Genomic DNA, 17,888 nt, shown 5'->3' with positions numbered 1-17,888 from the left:
ACCGGCGGGACCGAGCACAGCTTCGGGGAGAACCGGGGTGATCCGCAGGCGTTCGCGCATGCCGCCGTCGACGCCGGGCCGATCTGGTGGTCGGGCACGGTCCGCACGTCGTCCGGGGTGCGGAGTTCTACCGTGGCCGGCTCATCGCGTACAGCCTGGGCAACTTCGCGGGAGGGGGCGTCTTCGGGGCCGAGGAGGAGACGCGCTTCGGCGCCTACCTGTCGGTCCGTCTCCGCGCAGACGGAACGTATCTCGGCGGACAGGTCCGCTCGATCGTCTTGGAGGCCGACGGCGGCGCCCCGGCGCCCGATCCGACCGGTCGGGCCGGCGCCCTGATGGACGAGCGCGGCCGACGGGACTTCCCGGGCAGTGCCGCCGTCGTCGACGCCGACGGGTTGATCGCCCCGCCGTGAGGATAGGCTGCTGGCCATGACGGACGACGTTCGCAATGTGCACGAGGCCCTGTCCACCATCCACGAGCACTGGCAGCCGCACCGGCTGACGAGCGTCAACGACTACGACGTCAAGGTCGTGAAGCTGCAGGGCGAGTTCGTCTGGCACACGCATCCCGAGACCGACGAGCTGTTCTTCGTGGTGAGCGGGCGCCTGACGATCCAGCTCCGCGACCGCGACGTCATCCTGAACCCGAACGACGTGTTCGTGGTGGCCCGGGGTATCGAGCACTGCCCGAAAGCCGAGGAAGAGGTGCAGGCGATCCTCTTCGAGCCGAAGGGCACGGTCAACACCGGAGACGCAGGCGGCGACATGACGGCGGAGCTCCAGGAGCTCGGCTAACCACCACATCGCATCCCGCGCACCTCGCCGAACGGGCGCACGGATGCCCCGCGGTGGGGGACCACGGGGCATCCGCCGTTTGCGCGGCGGTCACGCTCGGCAGAGGAAGCGCAGCGAGGGCTGCACCGCACGGGCGGACGCTGCCGCGCACCGGCGGGGGCGAGTCTCCTCCCCCGAGGACATCGCCACCGCCGGGGCTCAGCGCCTACGCCGCGCGACGGCGCAGCAGGCCCGCACCTCCCAGCAGCAGGAGAGCGGCGAGGGCCCACAGCCACGGGGCCGAGGCGCCACCGGTCATCGCGAGGCCGGTGGCCTCACCCGTCGCGGCGGCACCCGCAGCCCACGGCATGCTGGTCATGCCGGCTCCGGTGCTCGGCGTCGTTCCCGGGTTCGCTCCGGGGTCGGTTCCGGGGTTGGTGCCGGGGTCCGTGCCCGGGTCGGTTCCGGGGTTCGTGCCCGGGTCGGTGCCCGGGTCCGTTCCGGGATCAGTGCCCGGGTCCGTGCCCGGGTCCGTGCCGGGGTTCGTGCCGGGATCGGTCACCGTGCTCTCGCCGACGACGGAGATCGCGTTCCCGCCGATCGTGATGGGAAGCGTCACCGGGAGCTCCAGCTGAGTCCCGCCGAGGACGCTGTCGTCACCGCCGGTGGTGCTGCCTCCGGTCGCGGGTGCGGTCGGGGCCGTGGCGCCGCCGGTGGTGCCGGTGACGGTGGCGTCGTCGGTGACGGAGATGGCGTTGCCGGTGACGCCGATGGGGGCGGTCACGGGCGCGACCACCTGGGTGCCGCCGAGGATGCTGTCGTCACCGCCGGTGGTGCTGCCTCCGGTCGCGGGTGCGGTCGGGGCCGTGGCGCCGCCGGTGGTGCCGGTGGCCTCGCTGTCACCGAGGAGTGAGATGGCGTTGCCGCCGACGGTGACGGGGGCCGTCACCGGGGCGACGACCTGGGTGCCGCTCGCGGTGCCGTCCTCGCCCGAGGTGCTCGACCCGGCCGCGGGCGCAGCCGGTGCCGGGCTGGTGCCGCCGGAGGTGCCGGTGGCCTCGCTGTCACCGAGGAGCGAGATGGCGTTGCCGCCGACGGTGACAGGCGTCGTCACGGGTGCCACGGCCTGCGTGCCCCCGAGGATGCTGTCGTCACCGCCGGTGGTGCTCCCGCCGGCCGCGGGTGCGGTCGGGGCCGCGGTGCCGCCGGAGGTGCCGGTGGCCTCGCTGTCGCCGAGGAGCGAGATGGCGTTGCCGCTCACCGTGACGGGGGCCGTCACCGGGGCGACGACCTGGGTGCCGCTCGCGGTGCCGTCCTCGCCCGAGGTGCTCGACCCGGTCGCCGGGGCAGGCGCCGGTGCTGCGGCGCTCTCTCCCTCAGCGGCCGACTCGGAGTCACCGAGCAGCGAGATGGCGTTGTCGGACACGGTCACCGGGGCGTTGACCGCCACCAGAGCCTGCGTGCCCGAGAGCACGCCATCCAGGCCGTCCGTGTCGAGGGAGAGCACCCCGGCCGCGTCAGGGGCCTGGGGAGCCGCGCTCTGGGGAGGAGCGGCGGCCGGGGTGCTGGTCGTGGAGTCTTCGGTGAGGCTGATCGCGTTGTCCGTCACCGTGACGGGGAGGTTCACGGTCACCACGGCTTGGGTGCCGGATGCGGTGCCCTCCTCGCCGCTCGTCTGCGGAGCGGGGGCGGACGCCGGTGCGGGAGCCGGAGCAGGGGCGGGAGCCGGGGCCGGAGCCGGCGCGGTGGATGCCGCGTCGCCGAGCACGGAGATCGCGTTGTCGACGACCGTGATCGGGGCGGTGATGGGCGTTACTACCTGGGTGCCGGAGAGGAAGCCGTCGTCTCCGGATGTCTCGGCCGCATTGGCGGCCGTCGCGCCGAGCAGGGTGATCCCGCCGGCGATGAGCGTGCCCCAGAGGACGCGCTTCGCGTAGGTACGCATGATGGTTCTCCTGACGTGACTGGTCTGTCTGATGGGATGCGCGCGAGGAAGTGCGTGCGCAGCACGGCATCTGTCATCCCGGTGGGATGACGCGACAGTCCGTCAGTCAGGCGAGACGTCGGTGTCGGCGACGGGTGCGCCCGGAAGGGCGTCGTCCCGTGCGCCGGCGGCCCGCTCCCAGGCACGGAGCGGGGTCGCGCCGATCTCGCTGAGGCGAGCGGGGGCGCTGGCGGAACCTCCGGCCGAGGTGGCGGAGGAAGAGGCGGGGGCGGCCGGAGCGGCCGGAGGAGCACCGAACGGCACCGGAGCGGTGTCACCGGCACCGGCGTCCGAGGAGTCGGGTGCGGAGACCGGACCTGCGAAGGAAGCCACGGTGCGGAGCACAGAGTCCTGGCCCGTGCTCGGCGAGGCCGACGGTGCGGGAGCAGGCTCGGGAAGCGCGGCGATGTCGTCGCGCACAGGGGGGACGCCCATGGGGACGGAGCCCTCCGGTGTCTGCGGTGCAGCCGGCTCATGTGGCGTAAGCACCTCGACGACCGGCGGAACGGTCTCTTCGACGACGCCGCCGATCAGGCTGGTCGTGCCGTCGACGACACCGACGACGTTCTCGACCAGGTCGATGGCGCCGGAGTCCACGACGATGCCGCCGACCAGCGGAAGGCCGCCGACGAGGTCGAGCACGGGCGCGGTGATCTGCGAGACCGGTGCAGAGCCGAGCACGTCGGTCACGGGCTCGACGACCGTCTCGGTGGTCTCGGCGACCGCCTCGAGCACCGGGGCCGCGGTGTCTCCGACGACGGGGACCTGCGTCACCGTCTCGGTCACCGTCTCGACGACGGCGGGAGCCGCCTCCTGCACAGGAGCGACGGTGTGGGTCACGACGGGAGCGACGACCTCGTGCACGACGGGGGCCACGACCTCCTGGACCACCGGCGTCGCCACCTGCTTCACTACCGGAGCCACGACGTTGTTCACGACCGGCTTCGTCACGGCGGTGACCGTCTCCGACACGACGGAGGTGAGGCCGTCGAGCGGACCCTTCGGCTCCTCGGCCGCATGCGCGGAGCCCCCACCGGTGAGGACGGTCAGGGCCGCCCAGGCGAGCACGCCGACGCCACCCCAGAGGACGGCGTGGGGTACGCCGCGTCGGGTGGTCCGAGCGTCCACGTGGTCCTCCCCCTCCGAAAGGTCTACGCGTGTGTCGATGGGAGGGAGAATACTCGCGCACCCCCTCTCTGTCCAGGGGCGTTTACATCCGATTCGTCTCGTGTCAGATCGTGACGCGCCCGGCGGATTTCCGGCTTGACTTTCCCCAGGTTCTACACATGCCCCCTCCGGAGGGGAAACCTTCAACGCGCAATTTAAACTCGTTTTCATCCACAGGCTGGGGAAACGATTTATGCCTGGTCGGCTGGCAGAAAAAACTTCGCTCTTCACACCGTCCACCGGGTTATCCACACCCGTTCTGCACAGACACTCCGAGATTGTCCGCACGCTGTCCACATGGTTATCCACAGGCCGTGTTGCACCGTGTGGAGACCGCTCATAGCGTGGTCGAGCGACCGAATGTCGGGGGCACCTGCTTGTCTGGGGATGGCCGCCGCGCGGCCGCGGTCCCCCGCACCGGCATCCGCGGATGCGAGCGCGGGGCCCGCCTCAGAACCGTCGCATCGAAGGGAACACAGTGTCGATCGCCGACATCTCCGCGGAGCGCCTGGGAGGGCAGCGTCCGCCCGAGCGCACCCCTCCGCACGACCTCCTCGCCGAGCAGAGCGCCCTGGGCGGCATGCTCCTGTCGAAGGACGCCGTCGCCGATGTGATCGAGACGCTCAAGGGCGCCGACTTCTACATCCCGAAGCACGAGCTCATCTTCGAGGCCATCCTCTCCCTCTACTCCCACGGTGAGCCGACCGACGTCGTCGCCGTCACCGACGAGCTCATCAAGACCGGTGAGCTGAACAAGGCGGGCGGCGCGGACTACCTGCACACCCTTACGTCGATCGTCCCGACCGCGGCCAACGCCGGCTACTACGCGGGCATCGTCTCCGAGCGAGCGATCCTCCGCCGCCTCGTCGACGCCGGGACGCGCATCGTCCAGCTCGGCTACGACGGCCAGGGCGACGCGACCGACATCGTCAACAACGCGCAGGCGGAGATCTACTCGGTCACCGGCTCGGAGACGGCCGAGGACTACGTACCGCTCACCGTCGCGGTCGATGCCGCCGTCGAGGAGATCGAGGCGGCCAACGGCCGCGACGGTTCCATGACCGGCATCCCCACCGGCTTCCGCGAGCTCGACGAGCTCACCAACGGCCTGCACGGCGGCCAGATGATCGTCGTCGCCGCGCGACCCGCGATGGGTAAGTCCACGCTCGCCCTCGACTTCGCCCGTGCGGCCTCGATCGGGCACGACTTCCCCTCGATCTTCTTCTCGCTCGAGATGGGCAAGAGCGAGATCGCGATGCGTCTGCTCAGCGCCGAGGGGGCGATCCCGCTGCAGAACATGCGCAAGGGAACGCTCGACCCGCGGGACTGGACGACGGTCGCCGCCACCCGCGGCCGCATCAACGACGCCCCGCTCTACATCGACGACAGCCCGAACATGACGCTCGTCGAGATCCGGGCGAAGTGCCGGCGGCTGAAGCAGCGGGCCGGTCTGCGGATGGTCATCATCGACTATCTCCAGCTCATGACATCCGGCAAGCGCGTCGAGTCCCGTCAGCAGGAGGTCTCGGAGTTCTCCCGAAGCCTCAAGCTCATCGCCAAGGAGCTGCAGGTGCCGGTCATCGCGCTGTCGCAGCTGAACCGTGGTCCCGAGCAGCGACAGGACAAGAAGCCCGCCATCAGCGACCTGCGAGAGTCCGGATCGATCGAGCAGGACGCCGACATGGTCATCCTCTTGCACCGCGACTCGGTCTACGACAAGGACGTCCGTCCCGGCGAGGCCGACCTCATCGTGGCCAAGCACCGTAACGGTCCGACCGCGACCATCACGGTCGCCTTCCAGGGGCACTACTCCCGGTTCGCCGACATGGCCCCCGGCGGCGACTTCACCTGAGCCGCGGCGTCAGCGTCCCACGTCGGACGCCGACTCCTCGCGGAGGCTGAGCCGGACGTGGCAGGAGTGGGACGTCGTGAACGGGATCACGCGTTCGATCTCCACGGGGCCGCCCGCTCTCGCCAGCACCGACTTCATGAGTTCCTCGTGCACCCGGCAGACCAGGGTCTGGTCATCGGTCAGCAGCGTGTGGAAGCGGCAGGGGGAGAGGTCGACGGTCATCGCCTTCTCGTCGATGTCCGGCTGCAGGCCCACGTCGTCGAGGTGGTGGAACAGCGCATCGAGCTGATGCGTCGCGGCCTCCGGGAGCCCGGATCGCGTCGCCGGGAGCACCGCGCGCATGAGGTCGCCGTGACGGATCGCCTCCTGGACCCGCCGCTCCTCGATCTCATTCGGCTCGCTCGGCAACACGGGGGAGAAGCGCAGCCGCGGCCGTCCGCGACGACCGGTGTGCTCCACCTCGGACCGGGCGAGGCCCTCGCCTTCGAGCACGCGAAGGTGGTCGCGCAGCGTGTTCACGTGGAGGCCCATGCGGAGGGAGAGCTCGGCGAGGCCGATTCCCGGAGTGTCCATCAAGGCGGCGAGAACCCGCAGCCGGCTGCTCTGCATGAGCCCGCGGTAGGCGTCGGTAGGACGTGGCATGTTACCCATTATCCCCTGCGCGCCGAGCGAGGGGCCGATTTCCACGGCCAGGTCTGGCGACGGCGGCGACCGGTCCGGTTAGCCTGAGGCCATGACGGGTGGACGCACGGTGACCGCGCTGCGCCTGCTCCTGCCCGCATTCCTGCTCGGGGCGATCGTCGCGATCTCATTCCTGGAGGCGCCGTTGAAGTTCCTGGCTCCCGGAATCACGATCCCGCTGGGGCTCGGCATCGGTCGCCTCGTCTTCACCGCCCTCAATGTCCTCGCGGGAGCGGTGCTCCTCGTGTTGACCGCGGTCAGCATCCGCGCCAGGGCCGGACGTCCCTCGGCGCTGCTGCTCGGCGGGCTGTGGCTGGCGTTCCTCGTCGAGGTGATCGTCATCCGCCCGATCCTCAATCGGCGCAGCGATCTCGTCATCGCAGGGCAGGAGGCTCCGGGAACCGATGGCGCGCACTACGCCTACATCGTCGCGGACGTGACGATGGTCGTGCTGCTCGTGGCCCTTCTCGTGGTCACGGTGCGCGCTGTGCTGCCGCCGCGCGCGTCCTTGCCGACGACCGACGTCTAGGACGCGTCGGACGGTGTGGACTCCAGGATCCGCCGCGCGCTGTCGCGAGCGGTGACGAACGGTTCGGCGAAGGTCCCCATGCCGACGGTGACGATGGCCCCTTCATAGAGGAGCATGAGCGTCGCCGCGAGACGTTCCGGATCGCGGAAGCCCGCCTCATCGCAGAGCTCTGCGAACACCGCGAGCAGCCACTCCTTCTCGCGACGGGCCTCGGCGAGCACCAGCGGGGCATCCCCGGGGCCGTCGATCTCGGCACGCGCGTTGATGGCGCTGCATCCCTTGGTGCTGTTGTCGGGCACCCAGGCTAGGGCTGCGTCGAAGATCGCGAGCACACGGGCAGGCCCCGGCTCCGGCACCCGCGCGAGGTGGGCCGCGACGTGATCGCGCCAGCGGGCGTCCCGGTGCTGCAGGTACGACACGACGAGCGCTTCCTTCGATCCGAAGCGGTCGTACAGCGTCTTCTTCGTGACGCCGGCGGCCGCGGCGATGGTGTCGACTCCGATGGCGTGGATGCCGCGCTCGTAGAAGAGGTCGGAGGCGGCGTCGAGCACGCGGCGTGCTCCCGGGGTCAATGGGGGGAGTTCCGGGACGGGGATCGACATGCGCCGAGTATACCAACCTGTATAGTGGGCGGATGAGTAAACAGATCGGTATACTCGGGCGCCTCCTCACCGTCGGTGCCGCGGTGGCTTTCGTCCTCACGTGGAGCTCGGGATTCCTCATCCCCGCGGTCGCCACCACGGACGTCGACCCGCTGACGCTCCTGGTCTGGCGGTTCACGCCGCTCGCCGTCGTGCTCGTGGTCCTCGTCGCGGTGTCCGGTGCGGCGAGGGGGATGACCGGTCGCGAACTCGGCGTCCAGGCGCTCGTCGGATCGCTCGCCCAGTTCGGATACTGCGCCGCTGTGTACGCCGCCGTCGCCGCAGGCATCGCCACCGGCACCGTCGCGCTGATCGATGCCGTCCAGCCGCTGCTCGTCGCCGTGCTGGTCGGTCCGGTGCTAGGCCTCCGCGTACGCGGCGCTCAGGTCGCGGGGCTGGTGATCGGGGCGGTGGGGGTGCTGCTCGTCGTCCAGTCGCAGTTCGGCGCCGGCCGCGCGCCGCTCGTCGCCTACCTGCTTCCGGCGACGGCGATGGTCTGCCTCGTGATCGGCACGCTGGTGCAGCGGCGGACGGCCGTGCGCACGGGGGTGCTGCTGACCCTGACCATCCACGTGAGCGTGACCGCAGTGCTGCTCCTCGTCATCGGCGCGCTCGCCGGGGCACTCGTGCCGCCGGCTCGACCGTCGTTCTGGATCGCCGTGGTCCTGACCGCGGTCTTCCCTACGCTCGGCGCCTACGGACTGTACTGGTGGCTGCTGCGCCGGGTCGGCATCACCGCGCTGCAGGCCCTGCTCTTCCTCGTCGCCCCGGCGACCGCGATCGGCGGGGCGCTGCTGCTCGGCGAGCCCCTCACCGCGATCACGCTCGGCGGGTTCGCGCTGTGCGGGGCCGGGGTGACCGCCGTGCTCGTGAGCGAGGCGCGGAATCGGGGCCAGGAGGAGGACGGCTCCGCGGTGCCGAGTCAGGGCCGGACGCGCACCGCCCGGCCCTCGAAGGTCACCACATCGCCATCGCGGAGCTGACGCCCGCGGCGCCGGTCCACGTCGCCGTTCACGGTGACGTAGCCGTCGATGATGACCTCTTTCGCGTCGCCGCCCGAATCGAGCAGGCCCGCGAACTTGAGGAACTGCCCGAGGCGGATGACCTCGCCGCCGATGGAGACTTCGTCGATCGGATCGGAGTTCGTCATCCTTGCATGCTAGCCGTCGGGCCGACCGTCACTCGTCGATGTCGGTGCCCACGACCGCGAACGAGGCATCGAAGGAGATGTCGATCGAGCGGTTGTCCGTCGTCAGGACGGAGGCGTCGTAGGGGCTCACGTCGTCGGAGTCCACGTCGAGGTCGGTGATCATCCCCTCGGCCTCGGCGAGAGCGGCATCGACGAGCGTGCGGATGGTCTCCTCGTCGAGCGTGAGAGTCGGACCCTGGTCGTCGCCGTCCGCAGCGTCTGTCGACACCACGGTCGCGGCGAGCTCGTCGTCGACGCGCACCTCGGTCTCGTCCCCAGCGGACGTGGTGAGCTGCACCTCCCACGTCCCGTCGCGCTTCGCGTCGATCGAGGTGACCTCGCCCTCCGCGGCGTCCTGGGCGGCGGCGGCGATCGCGAGGAGCTCGTCGACGTCGTCGGTGCCGATGCCGGTCACCGGACCGCGGTCGCCCCGGTCTCCGCTCGGGCGCGCGTCGTCGTCGCCGCGGTGGTCTCCGCGCGGGCCGTGATCGCCCTCGTGTCGGGGGCCCTCCATGGCGGGACGGTCGTCGTCGTCACCGAACTCGTCGCCGATCGCGGCGCCCACTGCCACGCCTCCGCCGGCGAGCAGCACCGCGGCCGCGATCCCGCCGCCGATGAGGAGCGCGCGCTTGCGTCCGGGCTTGGTGGGGGTCGCTGCGGCGGCCGGTGCCTCCGGCGCGCCGTTCGGCGTCGCGGCAGGATCGGTGGTCGGCGCGACCGGCACCGTCGGGTCGTCGGCGTTCGCGTTCGTGCCGGGGCCGGCGGGGGAGCCCTGTCCTGCGGTGTGGTCCTGGCCCGCGTTCGGGACGGCGGATGCCGAGTCCGGTCCGGAGGCGCGGTTCTCGTCCGGCGTGGGGTTCTGGTCGGAAGCAGGAGTCTTGTCGTTCATGTCTCGATGGTCTCCCGACGCCGCTGAAGCCACCCTGAAGCCTCCTGAAGCCCCGTTCAGGAACCGATATCCCGGGCACGATTTCGGAGCTCGGCGACGACACGCCGTCCGGGAGGAGGTCATGGCCGGGGTGTCGTGGGGGATCTCCGAAGCTGTGCCCGGGGGCGGGGTCAGGAGAGAGGGCCGGCCGAGGGGAGGGTGACGGTGAAGCGGGCGCCGCCCCACCGGGAGGCGTCCACCGCGATCGCGCCGTGGGCGGCGGTGGCGATGCCGTGAGCGATCGCGAGACCGAGCCCGCTGCCTCCCGCGTCGCGACTCCGGGCCTCGTCGAGCCGGACGAAGCGCTCGAAGATGCGGTCCCGCTCCTCCGGCGGGATTCCGGAGCCGTCGTCTTCGACCGTGAGGACGACGTGCGGCGGCCGTGGCTCCACCCCGATCGCCACGCGGCCGTTGCTGTGCCGGGCGGCGTTGTCCGCGAGGTTCCGCAGCAGCTGGCCGAGCAGGCGGGGATCGCCGGCAGTGCGGGCCGCGCGGATGCCGGACCCGTCGACGTCGAGTCCGGCGGCCCGCAGCCGGCGCACCTCCGCGAGGGCGAGGTCGTCCAGATCCACCGGTTCGGTGCTCCCGGCCGCGCCCTCGTCGAGGCGGGCGAGGAGCAGCAGCGACTCCACGATGCCCTGCAGTCGCAGCCCCTCCTCGGCCACCACCTCGGCGAGCTCGTCGATGCTCGTCACCTCCGGGTGCGCCTGGGCGAGCTCCGCGTGCTGACGGATCGTCGCCAGGGGAGACCGCAGTTCGTGCGAGGCGTCGGAGACGAAGCGGCGCTGCGCGGTCGCCGCCGCGTCGAGCCGATCGAGCATCCCGTTCATCGTCACGGCGAGGGAGTGGATCTCATCCGCCGTGTCGGGAACCGGCACCCGGTGATCGAGGCGCTCGGCGGTGATGCCCTCGACCTCCTGGCGGATGCGTGTGACCGGCCGCAGCGCACGCCCCGTGACGAGCCAGGTGGTGACGGCCACGAGCAGCAGCAGCGCGGGGACGGCGATCACGAGCAGCGTCGCCACGGTGGCCAGGGTCTCCGCGTCCTCGTCCATCGGCACCGCGAGCACGAGGGTCTGGTCGCCCTCCACGTCGTCGGACACCACGAGCATGGGTTCCCCGTCGATGCGGACCACCTGCGGATCGTCGTCCACGGGCAGCGGGGTGGCGCCGAGCGCATCGGCAGCCTCCTCGCTGGACGCCCGCACCGACCCGTCTCGTCCGAGCAGCTGCACGAGGTCGTCGTCGAGCTGGTCGGGGCCGCGTCGGCCCGGACCGTCGAACCGGCTGACGAGCTCCTCCAGCCGCTGCTCCGCCGCGCGTTCGGTGCTGCCGTGGATGCTCGCGCTCAGCACCCCGTAGAAGGAGAAGGCACCGAGGAGCAGCGCGACCGCGACGACCAGGGTGGCGCCGAGCGTCGTCCGGCCGCGGACCGACCGCCAGAGCCGCCTAGCCACCGTTCGCCGCCAGCCGGTAGCCCGCACCGCGGATGGTCTCGATCGCCTCGCGCCCGAACGGCTTGTCGACTTTGCGGCGGAGGTGGCCGACGTAGACCTCGACGATGTTCGGGTCGCCGTCGAAGTCGTCGTCCCAGACGCCGGCCAGCAGGTCGCGCTTCGACAGCACCTGCCCCCGGTGCCGCATCAGGTGCTCGAGCACAGCGAACTCGCGGGCCGTCAGGGTGATCGGGGTCTCGCCGCGCCAGACGTGGTGTCCCGCGGGATCCAGTCGCAGGTCGCCGGCCTCGAGGATCGTCGGTCGCGCCACGGCGCCGCGGCGCAGGAGTGCCCGAAGTCGGGCCACGAGGATCGCGAACGAGAAGGGCTTGGTGACGTAGTCGTCGGCGCCGCTCTCCAGCGCCTCCACCTGATCCCACTCGCCGTCCTTGGCGGTGAGCATCAGCACGGGGGTCCAGTTCTCCTCGGCGCGCAGGGCCTCGCAGACCTTCCACCCGCTCATGCCGGGCATCATCAGGTCGAGCACGATGGCGTCGTACCGGGTCTCGCGGGCCCGCCACAGGCCGTCGACGCCGTTGTGGGCGACGTCGACCGCGAAGCCCTCCGCCTCGAGTCCGCGGCGCACGCCTTCGGCCAGACGCACCTCGTCGTCCACCACCAGGATCCGCATCCCCCCAGTGTGGCGGGTCGACGCTGAATCGGGGCTGAAGCCGTCGGGCCGCTTTCGAATCGCGCAACTGGTTCCATCTGCGGCTCAGATACAGCCAGTTGCGCGATTCGAAGAGGGACTCAATCGACGGCGGACGAGAGGTGTGCCTGCAGGTCGCGGATCACTTCGCCGAGGGGGCCGGAGGAGAGGAGCCCGGGGCCGAGCGGGCCGGCGGGGTCGGTGCCCAGGGGCGGGAGGGTGCGCAGGGCCGCAGCGGCCTCGGGGGAGAGGTGCGCGAGTTGCCAGCGCACCTCTGCGACGCGGACGTCGGGGGCGTCCGGGTGTGCCAGCTCGACAGCTCGCGCGGCGTAGGCGGCTGCCCCGAGAGCATGCGCACCCATGTGCGCGACCCCGGCGGCCTGTGCCGCGGAGCGAGCGGCCGCGGTGCCGGCAGGTGTCACGGCGCTGCGGGCAGCCCTGCCCGCGACGAAGCGACGACGGATCTCGCCCGCAGCCGCGAGCTCGCCACGGGCGAAGGCGCGCGTCCTGGCGATGGCATCACGCGCACGTACGTCGTCCGGGGCCTCCCTCTCGAACAGCGGCAGCACGCGGTCGGCGCAGTCGGCCGCCCACACCGCGACGATCCGACGGTCGGACTCGGTCATGCCCTGAGGAGTCGACACGGGACTCATCGCGCCCGTCGTCCGGTGCGCGCACGTGCCGCCTCGTGCGCCTCGCGGAGAAGGGCGAGCACGGCACCCTCCGTCGCCTCTGCGGGGTCGATGACGCACACCCAGCCGGCGGTGCCGTACAGGGGGTGAGGGCGGAAGACGTCGACCGCCGTCGGGTCGGTGTCGTCGCCTGTGAGAGACGCCGCCGCGATGATCGACCCCGCGCGCTCGCGTCCGACGTGGATGTTCACCCGGAAGCGCCCTGGAGCGTCCAGCGCGGAGGACGTGTCGTCGGGATAGTCCTTCGTGATGATCGTCCCGTACGGCTGAGTGCGCTCGGGCATCCGGCCGTCGGGCGCGTGGTAGAAGTACGCGTCTCCCCATGACAGTTCGGGGAAGTCGCTGCCCGCCTCCGGGGCGATGACGAGCACGCCGTCGAACGAACGGACCTCTGCGATGATCTCCTGCATTTCCATCCTTCAATGCTGAGGCTGACGTGCCTATGTGGACTCAAGGACCGGAAAGACGAGGAGGAGTGTGCAGAACCCTCAAGAGCAGGTGATGACGACGGCGGCGCTCGGCCGGCTGGTCGACTACTCGACGCAGCAGGTGCGCGACCTCGAGCGCCTCGGCGTCCTCCCCGCCGCGGAGCGCGGCGCGAACGGGTACCGGCGGTATCGGACGCCGCATGCCCTGGCGCTGCGTGCCTATCGCGCGTTGGCGGCGGCGCTCGGTCCGGTGCCCGCGCGTCGACTGATGCCCGCTCTCATCGGCGGATCGGTCGAGCACGCGGCGGAGCGGATCGACGCCCTGCACGCGGACGTCGCCCTCGATCGCTCACGGGTGCGCGCGGCCCTGCGCGGACTCGAGGACGCCGTGGCGGAGGCCGACGATCCGTTCGTCGAGGACGATGCGATGGCCATCGGCGAACTCGCCCAGGCGCTCGGCGTCCGTTCCTCCGCACTTCGGCACTGGGAGCGAGAAGGGCTCGTGCGCCCCCTTCGTCGCGCGGGATCGGTCCGCTCCTATGACTCCCTGGCGATCACCGAGGCGCGGATCGCCGCCGCCCTGCGCTCGGGCGGCTACGGCATCCCCGCGGTATCCCGGATCATCGACGAGGTGCGCGCGCATGGTGACACCGAAGACGTGCAGCGCATCCTCGCGGAGCGGCTGGCTGACCTCACGCGCCGTAGCGTGGCGCTCCTCGCGGCGGCAGGTCACCTGCACGCCCTGCTCGCGGAACGCCTCGCGGAGGAGGGATCCTCGCTCACGCCCCCGCCGGGATCTGCGCCAGGACCTCGGGGATCAGCGGATTCTCGTCGAGGGGGTCGGTGATGACCGCGGCGACCGCCTCGAACGGCAGCACCGGGTAGCGCGAGGCGGCGCCGATCTTCTCGTCGCTCGCGAGCACGATCGTCGCGGCACATCGGGAGGCGATCGCCCGCTTGGTGACGGCATCGTCGAGCTCGCCCGTCGTGAGGCCGTGACGCGGGTCGACACCCGTGACCCCGACGAAGAACACGTCGGCAGCGAGGTGCTGGATCGCCTCCATCGCGAGTCCCCCTCCGGCGACGAGAGAGTGCCGGGCGAGCTCGCCGCCGATCATGATCACGCGCGCATCTGAGTGCTCGGCGACGGCCAGGGCGATGGCGGGACTCGGGGTGATGACCGTGACGCCGGTGCCGGAGGGCAGCAGTCGCGCCATCGCGAGCGTGGTGGTTCCGGCATCCAGCGCGATCGTCGATCCGGGCCGGATGGTCGTGACGGCCTGGCGGGCGACCCGCTCCTTGCTCTCGGTCGCCAGGTCATGGCGCTCGCGCACCGGGCGATCGGCCGCGGCGATGGGCAGCGCGCCGCCGTACACGCGCTGGAGCCTGCCCTCCTCGGCGAGCTCGCGGAGGTCGCGGCGGATGGCGTCTTCCGATACTCCGAGGTCATCGGCCGCAGCCTTCGCCACGACCCGTCCCTCACGGGCGAGCACGGCGAGCAGGTGGTCTTTGCGCTGAGCAGCGAGCATACGTTTCCTCACGAAGTTGCACGTTTATGCATGATTCAGACTACAGTCATCTCCATGATGAAGCCACTCCTGATCCTGATCGCCGGCCCCTACCGTTCCGGCACCAACGGCGACCCCACCCTGATCGCCCGCAATCTCGCGCGTCTGGAGGAGGCGTCCGGTCCGATCTTCCGCCTCGGCCATGTGCCGATGATCGGGGAGTGGGCCGCTCTGCCCATCCTCCGCACCCTCGACGCGGCCGAAGTGGAGACCGGTGACGTGATGTACGAGACCGCGCACCGCCTCCTCCAGCACTGCGATGCGGTGCTGCGCCTTCCGGGGGCTTCGACGGGCGCGGACCAGGATGTCGCCATCGCCCACGAGCGCGGACTGCCCGTCTACCGGTCGCTGGAGGAGATCCCGGCCGCCGCGACTCCGTAGGCTGGAGGCATGACCAAGAACATCTGGACCGTCCTCGGCGTCATCCTCGCCGTCGTGATCGCGTGGTGGATCGTCAGCGCGCTGTTCTCGGTGCTCTGGTTCATCGCGAAGCTCGCCATCGTCGCTGTCGTCGCCGTGGTGGTCTTCCTCGTGCTGCGGAGCCTCTTCACCCGCGACGCCGACTGACCTGCCTTCGAATCGCCCACTTTGCGCCAAACCGGATTTGCAGCACAGCGGGCGATTCGAACGGGGTCAGAGGCGGTACTGGGCGGCGCGGTGCGTGGGCTGGACCCGGTCGCCGCGGCCGTGCAGCTTGTGGCGGAGCGTGCCGGGCACGTACTCCTCGGGGTACGCGCCGCGCTCGCGCAGCACCGGGATGACGTGCTCGATGACGTCCTGCCAGGTGCCGGGGGTGACGGCGTACGCGAGATTGAAGCCGTCGATGTCGATCTCCTCGACCCACGACTGCAGCTCGTCGGCGATCTCGACCCCGGAGCCGACGATCGTCGGGCCGAGCCCGCCGATCGCGTTGTGGCGACCGAAGTCGCCCACCGTCCACTCGCGCCCGAGGTCGGCCTCCTCCTTCAGGTGCTGCAGCACCGACTGGATCGCGTTCGACTCGACGTTCCCCACCGGCTCGTCCTCGGCGTACTGCGACAGGTCGACGCCCATCCACCCCGACATGAAGGTGAGCGCCCCCTCCGGGCTCGCGTAGGAGAGATACTCGGCGTGCTTCGCGGCCGCCTCCTCGCTCGTCGCGGCGGTGATGACAGTGAGCAGGGTGTAGATCCGGGCGTCGTACCGGTCGCGCCCCGCCGCCTCGAGAGCGTCGCGGATCCGCTTCACGGTGCCGGCGAGCACCTCCTTCGACGGCGCCGCGACGAAGATGGCCTCGGCGTTCTCCGCCGCGAACCGCACTCCGCGCGGGCTGGCGCCGGCCTGGTAGATCACCGGAGTGCGCTGCGGCGACGGCTCCGAGATGTGGATGCCGGGCACGGAGAAGTGCTTCCCCTCGTGCCGGATCGGGTGCACCTTCGACGGGTCTGTGAAGATGCCGCGCTCGCGGTCCTCCACCACCGCGTCGTCCTCCCACGACCCCTCCCAGAGCTTGTAGAGCACCTCGACGTACTCGTCCGCGTGGTCGTAGCGGTCGTCATGCGCGAGCTGGTCCTCCTGCCCCATGTTCCGGGCGGCGCTGGGCAGGTACCCGGTCACGACGTTCCAGCCGACGCGGCCCTGGGTGAGGTGATCGAGCGTGCTGAGTCGTCGAGCGAACGGGTAGGGGTGCTCGAAGGCCGTGCCGGCGGTGACGCCGAATCCCAGATGCTCGGTCACCGCGGCCATCGCGCTGACCAGGAGGATCGGGTCGTTCACCGGCACCTGGGCGCCGTTGCGGATGGCGGCCTCGTTCGTGCCGCCGTAGACGTCGTAGGTGCCCAGGACGTCGGCGATGAAGATGCCGTCGAAGGTCGCGCTCTCCAGCAGCTTCGCCAGGTCGGTCCAGTACGAGATCGTGTTGTACTGGCGCGACCGGTCGTCGGGATGCCGCCACAGGCCGGACGACTGATGGGCGACGCAGTTCATGTCGAAGGCGTTGAAACGGATCTGCCGGGTCATGCCCCCATGAAACGGGACCGGGCGGCATCGGGGCGAGCGACGGCGACACGCACCGAAACAATCGCGACGCCGGTCAGGCCTCGTCGTCCGGACGGCGGGGGCTCGGGTCGGGCGGGAGGATCTCGATCGGACGGGCAGCCTGCCGTTGCGCCCGCCACCAGATCACGAACCCGATCGCGGTGAAGACGCCGTAGAACACGTACATGAGGCCGGTCGCGTAGTAGCCGGAGCTGAACAGAAGCGGCACCCCCACCACGTCCACGGCGATCCAGATGAGCCAGAACTCGGTCCAGCCCTTGGCCATGCCGTACGTCGCGAGCAGTGACCCGACGAAGGTCCAGGCGTCGGCCCAGACCGGTTCCCACGAACCGAGGGCGCGGAACAGGGGGGTGAGCGCCACGGTTCCGACGACGAGGACCACGACCAGACCGACGCGGGCACCGGTCGGCGCCCACCGCGGCACGATGCGACCGCCGTCGGCATTCCGCCAGCGGATCCAGCCGTAGATCGCGACGGCGATGAACATGATCTGCCGCCCGGCCTGACCGAGGAGATGCGGGAGCGACGGGTCGGGGCTCAGCGCGGAACCGAGGAACACCGTCAGCAGCAGGACGTTGCCGACGATGCCGACCGGCCACGCCCAGACCTTGCGCCGCATGCCCCCGAGGGCGCTCGCGAGTCCGAACGCGTTCCCGACGACCTCACGCACCAGGAGGGTCTGGCCTCCCGGCAGCACCCAGGACGAGGAGAAGGCGTCGACGAGCCACTGCAGGAAGCCCATCGCTAGAGCGCCGCGTGGGGGGTGGGGCGGTCGTCGAGCACGAGCTGCAGCATGCTGAGGTCGAGCCAGCGGCCGAACTTCGCACCGACCTGCGGCATGCGGCCCACCTCCCGGAACCCGAGGCGCTCGTGCAGGGCGATGGAGGCGGTGTTGCCGCTCTCCACCCCGCCGATCATCACGTGCATCCCGGCTGCCCGAGCCCGGGCGATGAGCTCCGTCATGAGGAGCGTGCCGATGCCGCGCCCGCGCTGATCGCCGCGCACGTAGACGGAGTGCTCGACGGTCAGGCGGTAGCCGCTGTGCGGGCGCCACTGGGCGTAGGACGCATAGCCCACGACCCCGCTGTCGTCGGCGGCGACGATCACGGGGTAGCCGCGCGCGGTCCGGTCGGCGAGCCAGGCTTCCCGGTCGGCGCGATCCACCGCCACCTCGTTCCAGATCGCGGTCGTGTGCACGACGGCGTGGTTGTGGATCTCGGTGATCGTGTCGAGGTCGTCGCTCTCGGCGGCCCTGAGGTGCACGGCGGTCATC

22 protein-coding genes are annotated in these 17,888 nt (G+C 71.0%); 8 read left to right on the top strand and 14 right to left on the bottom strand.

Annotated features, from left to right (window positions below):
* The first annotated feature begins 86 nt into the window (after positions 1 to 86).
* The gene (locus tag M4D53_RS17540) at positions 87 to 413 is read left to right on the top strand and encodes a CapA family protein (protein ID WP_396817193.1); all 327 of its coding nucleotides are present in this window, start codon (positions 87 to 89) and stop codon (positions 411 to 413) included.
* A 16-nt stretch (positions 414 to 429) separates the two neighbouring features.
* Positions 430 to 795 carry a cupin domain-containing protein gene (locus M4D53_RS06130; protein ID WP_259952692.1) on the top strand — a complete coding sequence of 122 codons (366 nt, stop codon included), beginning with the start codon at positions 430 to 432 and terminating at the stop codon, positions 793 to 795.
* A gap of 205 nt (positions 796 to 1,000) precedes the next feature.
* Here M4D53_RS06130 and M4D53_RS06125 read toward each other — a convergent pair whose 3' ends face one another.
* Both M4D53_RS06125 and M4D53_RS06120 read right to left on the bottom strand, forming a co-directional pair.
* The gene (locus M4D53_RS06125) at positions 1,001 to 2,719 is read right to left on the bottom strand and encodes a beta strand repeat-containing protein (RefSeq protein ID WP_259952690.1); all 1,719 of its coding nucleotides are present in this window, start codon (positions 2,717 to 2,719) and stop codon (positions 1,001 to 1,003) included.
* 102 nt (positions 2,720 to 2,821) lie between these two features.
* Positions 2,822 to 3,886, bottom strand: a complete 1,065-nt coding sequence (locus M4D53_RS06120; RefSeq protein WP_259952688.1) for a hypothetical protein — start codon at positions 3,884 to 3,886, stop codon at positions 2,822 to 2,824.
* Between the two features lie 517 nt (positions 3,887 to 4,403).
* Between M4D53_RS06120 and dnaB the strand changes: the two genes are divergently transcribed.
* On the top strand, positions 4,404 to 5,777 hold the full coding sequence (gene dnaB / locus M4D53_RS06115) for a replicative DNA helicase (protein WP_187662739.1): 1,374 nt from the start codon (positions 4,404 to 4,406) through the stop codon (positions 5,775 to 5,777).
* A gap of 9 nt (positions 5,778 to 5,786) precedes the next feature.
* On the opposite strand, the gene M4D53_RS06110 is transcribed toward dnaB, so the two are convergent.
* A complete protein-coding gene (locus tag M4D53_RS06110; protein WP_259952686.1) occupies positions 5,787 to 6,419 on the bottom strand; it encodes a winged helix-turn-helix transcriptional regulator in 633 nt (210 codons plus the stop codon).
* 91 nt (positions 6,420 to 6,510) lie between these two features.
* On the opposite strand from M4D53_RS06110, the gene M4D53_RS06105 reads away from it, so the two are divergent.
* Positions 6,511 to 6,987, top strand: a complete 477-nt coding sequence (locus M4D53_RS06105) for a hypothetical protein (protein ID WP_187662737.1) — start codon at positions 6,511 to 6,513, stop codon at positions 6,985 to 6,987.
* On the opposite strand, the gene M4D53_RS06100 is transcribed toward M4D53_RS06105, so the two are convergent.
* On the bottom strand, positions 6,984 to 7,589 hold the full coding sequence (locus M4D53_RS06100) for a TetR/AcrR family transcriptional regulator (RefSeq protein ID WP_187662736.1): 606 nt from the start codon (positions 7,587 to 7,589) through the stop codon (positions 6,984 to 6,986). The genes M4D53_RS06105 and M4D53_RS06100 overlap by 4 nt on opposite strands.
* A 32-nt stretch (positions 7,590 to 7,621) precedes the next feature.
* Between M4D53_RS06100 and M4D53_RS06095 the strand changes: the two genes are divergently transcribed.
* On the top strand, positions 7,622 to 8,611 hold the full coding sequence (locus tag M4D53_RS06095) for a DMT family transporter (RefSeq protein WP_187662735.1): 990 nt from the start codon (positions 7,622 to 7,624) through the stop codon (positions 8,609 to 8,611).
* On the opposite strand, the gene M4D53_RS06090 is transcribed toward M4D53_RS06095, so the two are convergent.
* The 6 genes from M4D53_RS06090 to M4D53_RS06065 all read right to left on the bottom strand — a co-directional run bounded on the left by M4D53_RS06090 (position 8,551) and on the right by M4D53_RS06065 (position 12,998).
* Positions 8,551 to 8,778, bottom strand: coding sequence for an RNA-binding S4 domain-containing protein (locus tag M4D53_RS06090; RefSeq protein ID WP_187662734.1), 228 nt, complete (start codon positions 8,776 to 8,778; stop codon positions 8,551 to 8,553). The two genes, M4D53_RS06095 and M4D53_RS06090, sit on opposite strands and share 61 nt — an antisense overlap.
* 28 nt (positions 8,779 to 8,806) lie before the next feature.
* Positions 8,807 to 9,706, bottom strand: a complete 900-nt coding sequence (locus M4D53_RS06085) for a hypothetical protein (RefSeq protein WP_232089130.1) — start codon at positions 9,704 to 9,706, stop codon at positions 8,807 to 8,809.
* Positions 9,707 to 9,876: 170 nt separating this feature from the next.
* Positions 9,877 to 11,202 carry a sensor histidine kinase gene (locus M4D53_RS06080; protein ID WP_259952682.1) on the bottom strand — a complete coding sequence of 442 codons (1,326 nt, stop codon included), beginning with the start codon at positions 11,200 to 11,202 and terminating at the stop codon, positions 9,877 to 9,879.
* Positions 11,195 to 11,872, bottom strand: coding sequence for a response regulator transcription factor (locus M4D53_RS06075; protein WP_259952678.1), 678 nt, complete (start codon positions 11,870 to 11,872; stop codon positions 11,195 to 11,197). Before M4D53_RS06075 ends, M4D53_RS06080 begins: the two co-directional genes overlap by 8 nt.
* Before the next feature lie 119 nt (positions 11,873 to 11,991).
* Positions 11,992 to 12,516, bottom strand: coding sequence for a putative immunity protein (locus M4D53_RS06070; RefSeq protein ID WP_259952676.1), 525 nt, complete (start codon positions 12,514 to 12,516; stop codon positions 11,992 to 11,994).
* A 23-nt stretch (positions 12,517 to 12,539) separates the two neighbouring features.
* The gene (locus M4D53_RS06065; RefSeq protein WP_259952673.1) at positions 12,540 to 12,998 is read right to left on the bottom strand and encodes a DUF6194 family protein; all 459 of its coding nucleotides are present in this window, start codon (positions 12,996 to 12,998) and stop codon (positions 12,540 to 12,542) included.
* Positions 12,999 to 13,059: 61 nt separating this feature from the next.
* Between M4D53_RS06065 and M4D53_RS06060 the strand changes: the two genes are divergently transcribed.
* Positions 13,060 to 13,857: a MerR family transcriptional regulator gene (locus tag M4D53_RS06060; RefSeq protein ID WP_259952672.1), complete on the top strand. Its 798-nt coding sequence runs from the start codon at positions 13,060 to 13,062 to the stop codon at positions 13,855 to 13,857.
* Here M4D53_RS06060 and M4D53_RS06055 read toward each other — a convergent pair.
* The gene (locus M4D53_RS06055; protein WP_259952670.1) at positions 13,790 to 14,539 is read right to left on the bottom strand and encodes a DeoR/GlpR family DNA-binding transcription regulator; all 750 of its coding nucleotides are present in this window, start codon (positions 14,537 to 14,539) and stop codon (positions 13,790 to 13,792) included. The two genes, M4D53_RS06060 and M4D53_RS06055, sit on opposite strands and share 68 nt — an antisense overlap.
* Before the next feature lie 54 nt (positions 14,540 to 14,593).
* Here M4D53_RS06055 and M4D53_RS06050 point away from each other — a divergent pair, with 54 nt between their 5' ends.
* Both M4D53_RS06050 and M4D53_RS06045 read left to right on the top strand, forming a co-directional pair.
* On the top strand, positions 14,594 to 14,959 hold the full coding sequence (locus M4D53_RS06050) for a DUF4406 domain-containing protein (protein ID WP_259952669.1): 366 nt from the start codon (positions 14,594 to 14,596) through the stop codon (positions 14,957 to 14,959).
* Positions 14,960 to 14,968: 9 nt separating this feature from the next.
* Positions 14,969 to 15,145 carry a hypothetical protein gene (locus M4D53_RS06045; protein WP_025102796.1) on the top strand — a complete coding sequence of 59 codons (177 nt, stop codon included), beginning with the start codon at positions 14,969 to 14,971 and terminating at the stop codon, positions 15,143 to 15,145.
* Between the two features lie 66 nt (positions 15,146 to 15,211).
* Here the strand turns inward: M4D53_RS06045 and M4D53_RS06040 are convergent, their stop codons facing one another.
* The 3 genes from M4D53_RS06040 to M4D53_RS06030 form a co-directional block, all read right to left on the bottom strand.
* On the bottom strand, positions 15,212 to 16,576 hold the full coding sequence (locus tag M4D53_RS06040) for an LLM class flavin-dependent oxidoreductase (RefSeq protein WP_259952668.1): 1,365 nt from the start codon (positions 16,574 to 16,576) through the stop codon (positions 15,212 to 15,214).
* 73 nt (positions 16,577 to 16,649) lie between these two features.
* Positions 16,650 to 17,357, bottom strand: a complete 708-nt coding sequence (pnuC, locus tag M4D53_RS06035; protein WP_187662726.1) for a nicotinamide riboside transporter PnuC — start codon at positions 17,355 to 17,357, stop codon at positions 16,650 to 16,652.
* A 2-nt stretch (positions 17,358 to 17,359) separates the two neighbouring features.
* A complete protein-coding gene (locus M4D53_RS06030; protein WP_259952667.1) occupies positions 17,360 to 17,887 on the bottom strand; it encodes a GNAT family N-acetyltransferase in 528 nt (175 codons plus the stop codon).
* Position 17,888: the final 1 nt, after the last annotated feature.

This window comes from Microbacterium meiriae (assembly GCF_025143875.1).
Lineage (GTDB): Bacteria > Actinomycetota > Actinomycetes > Actinomycetales > Microbacteriaceae > Microbacterium > Microbacterium meiriae.
This window is presented reverse-complemented; position numbering and strand designations above follow the sequence as displayed.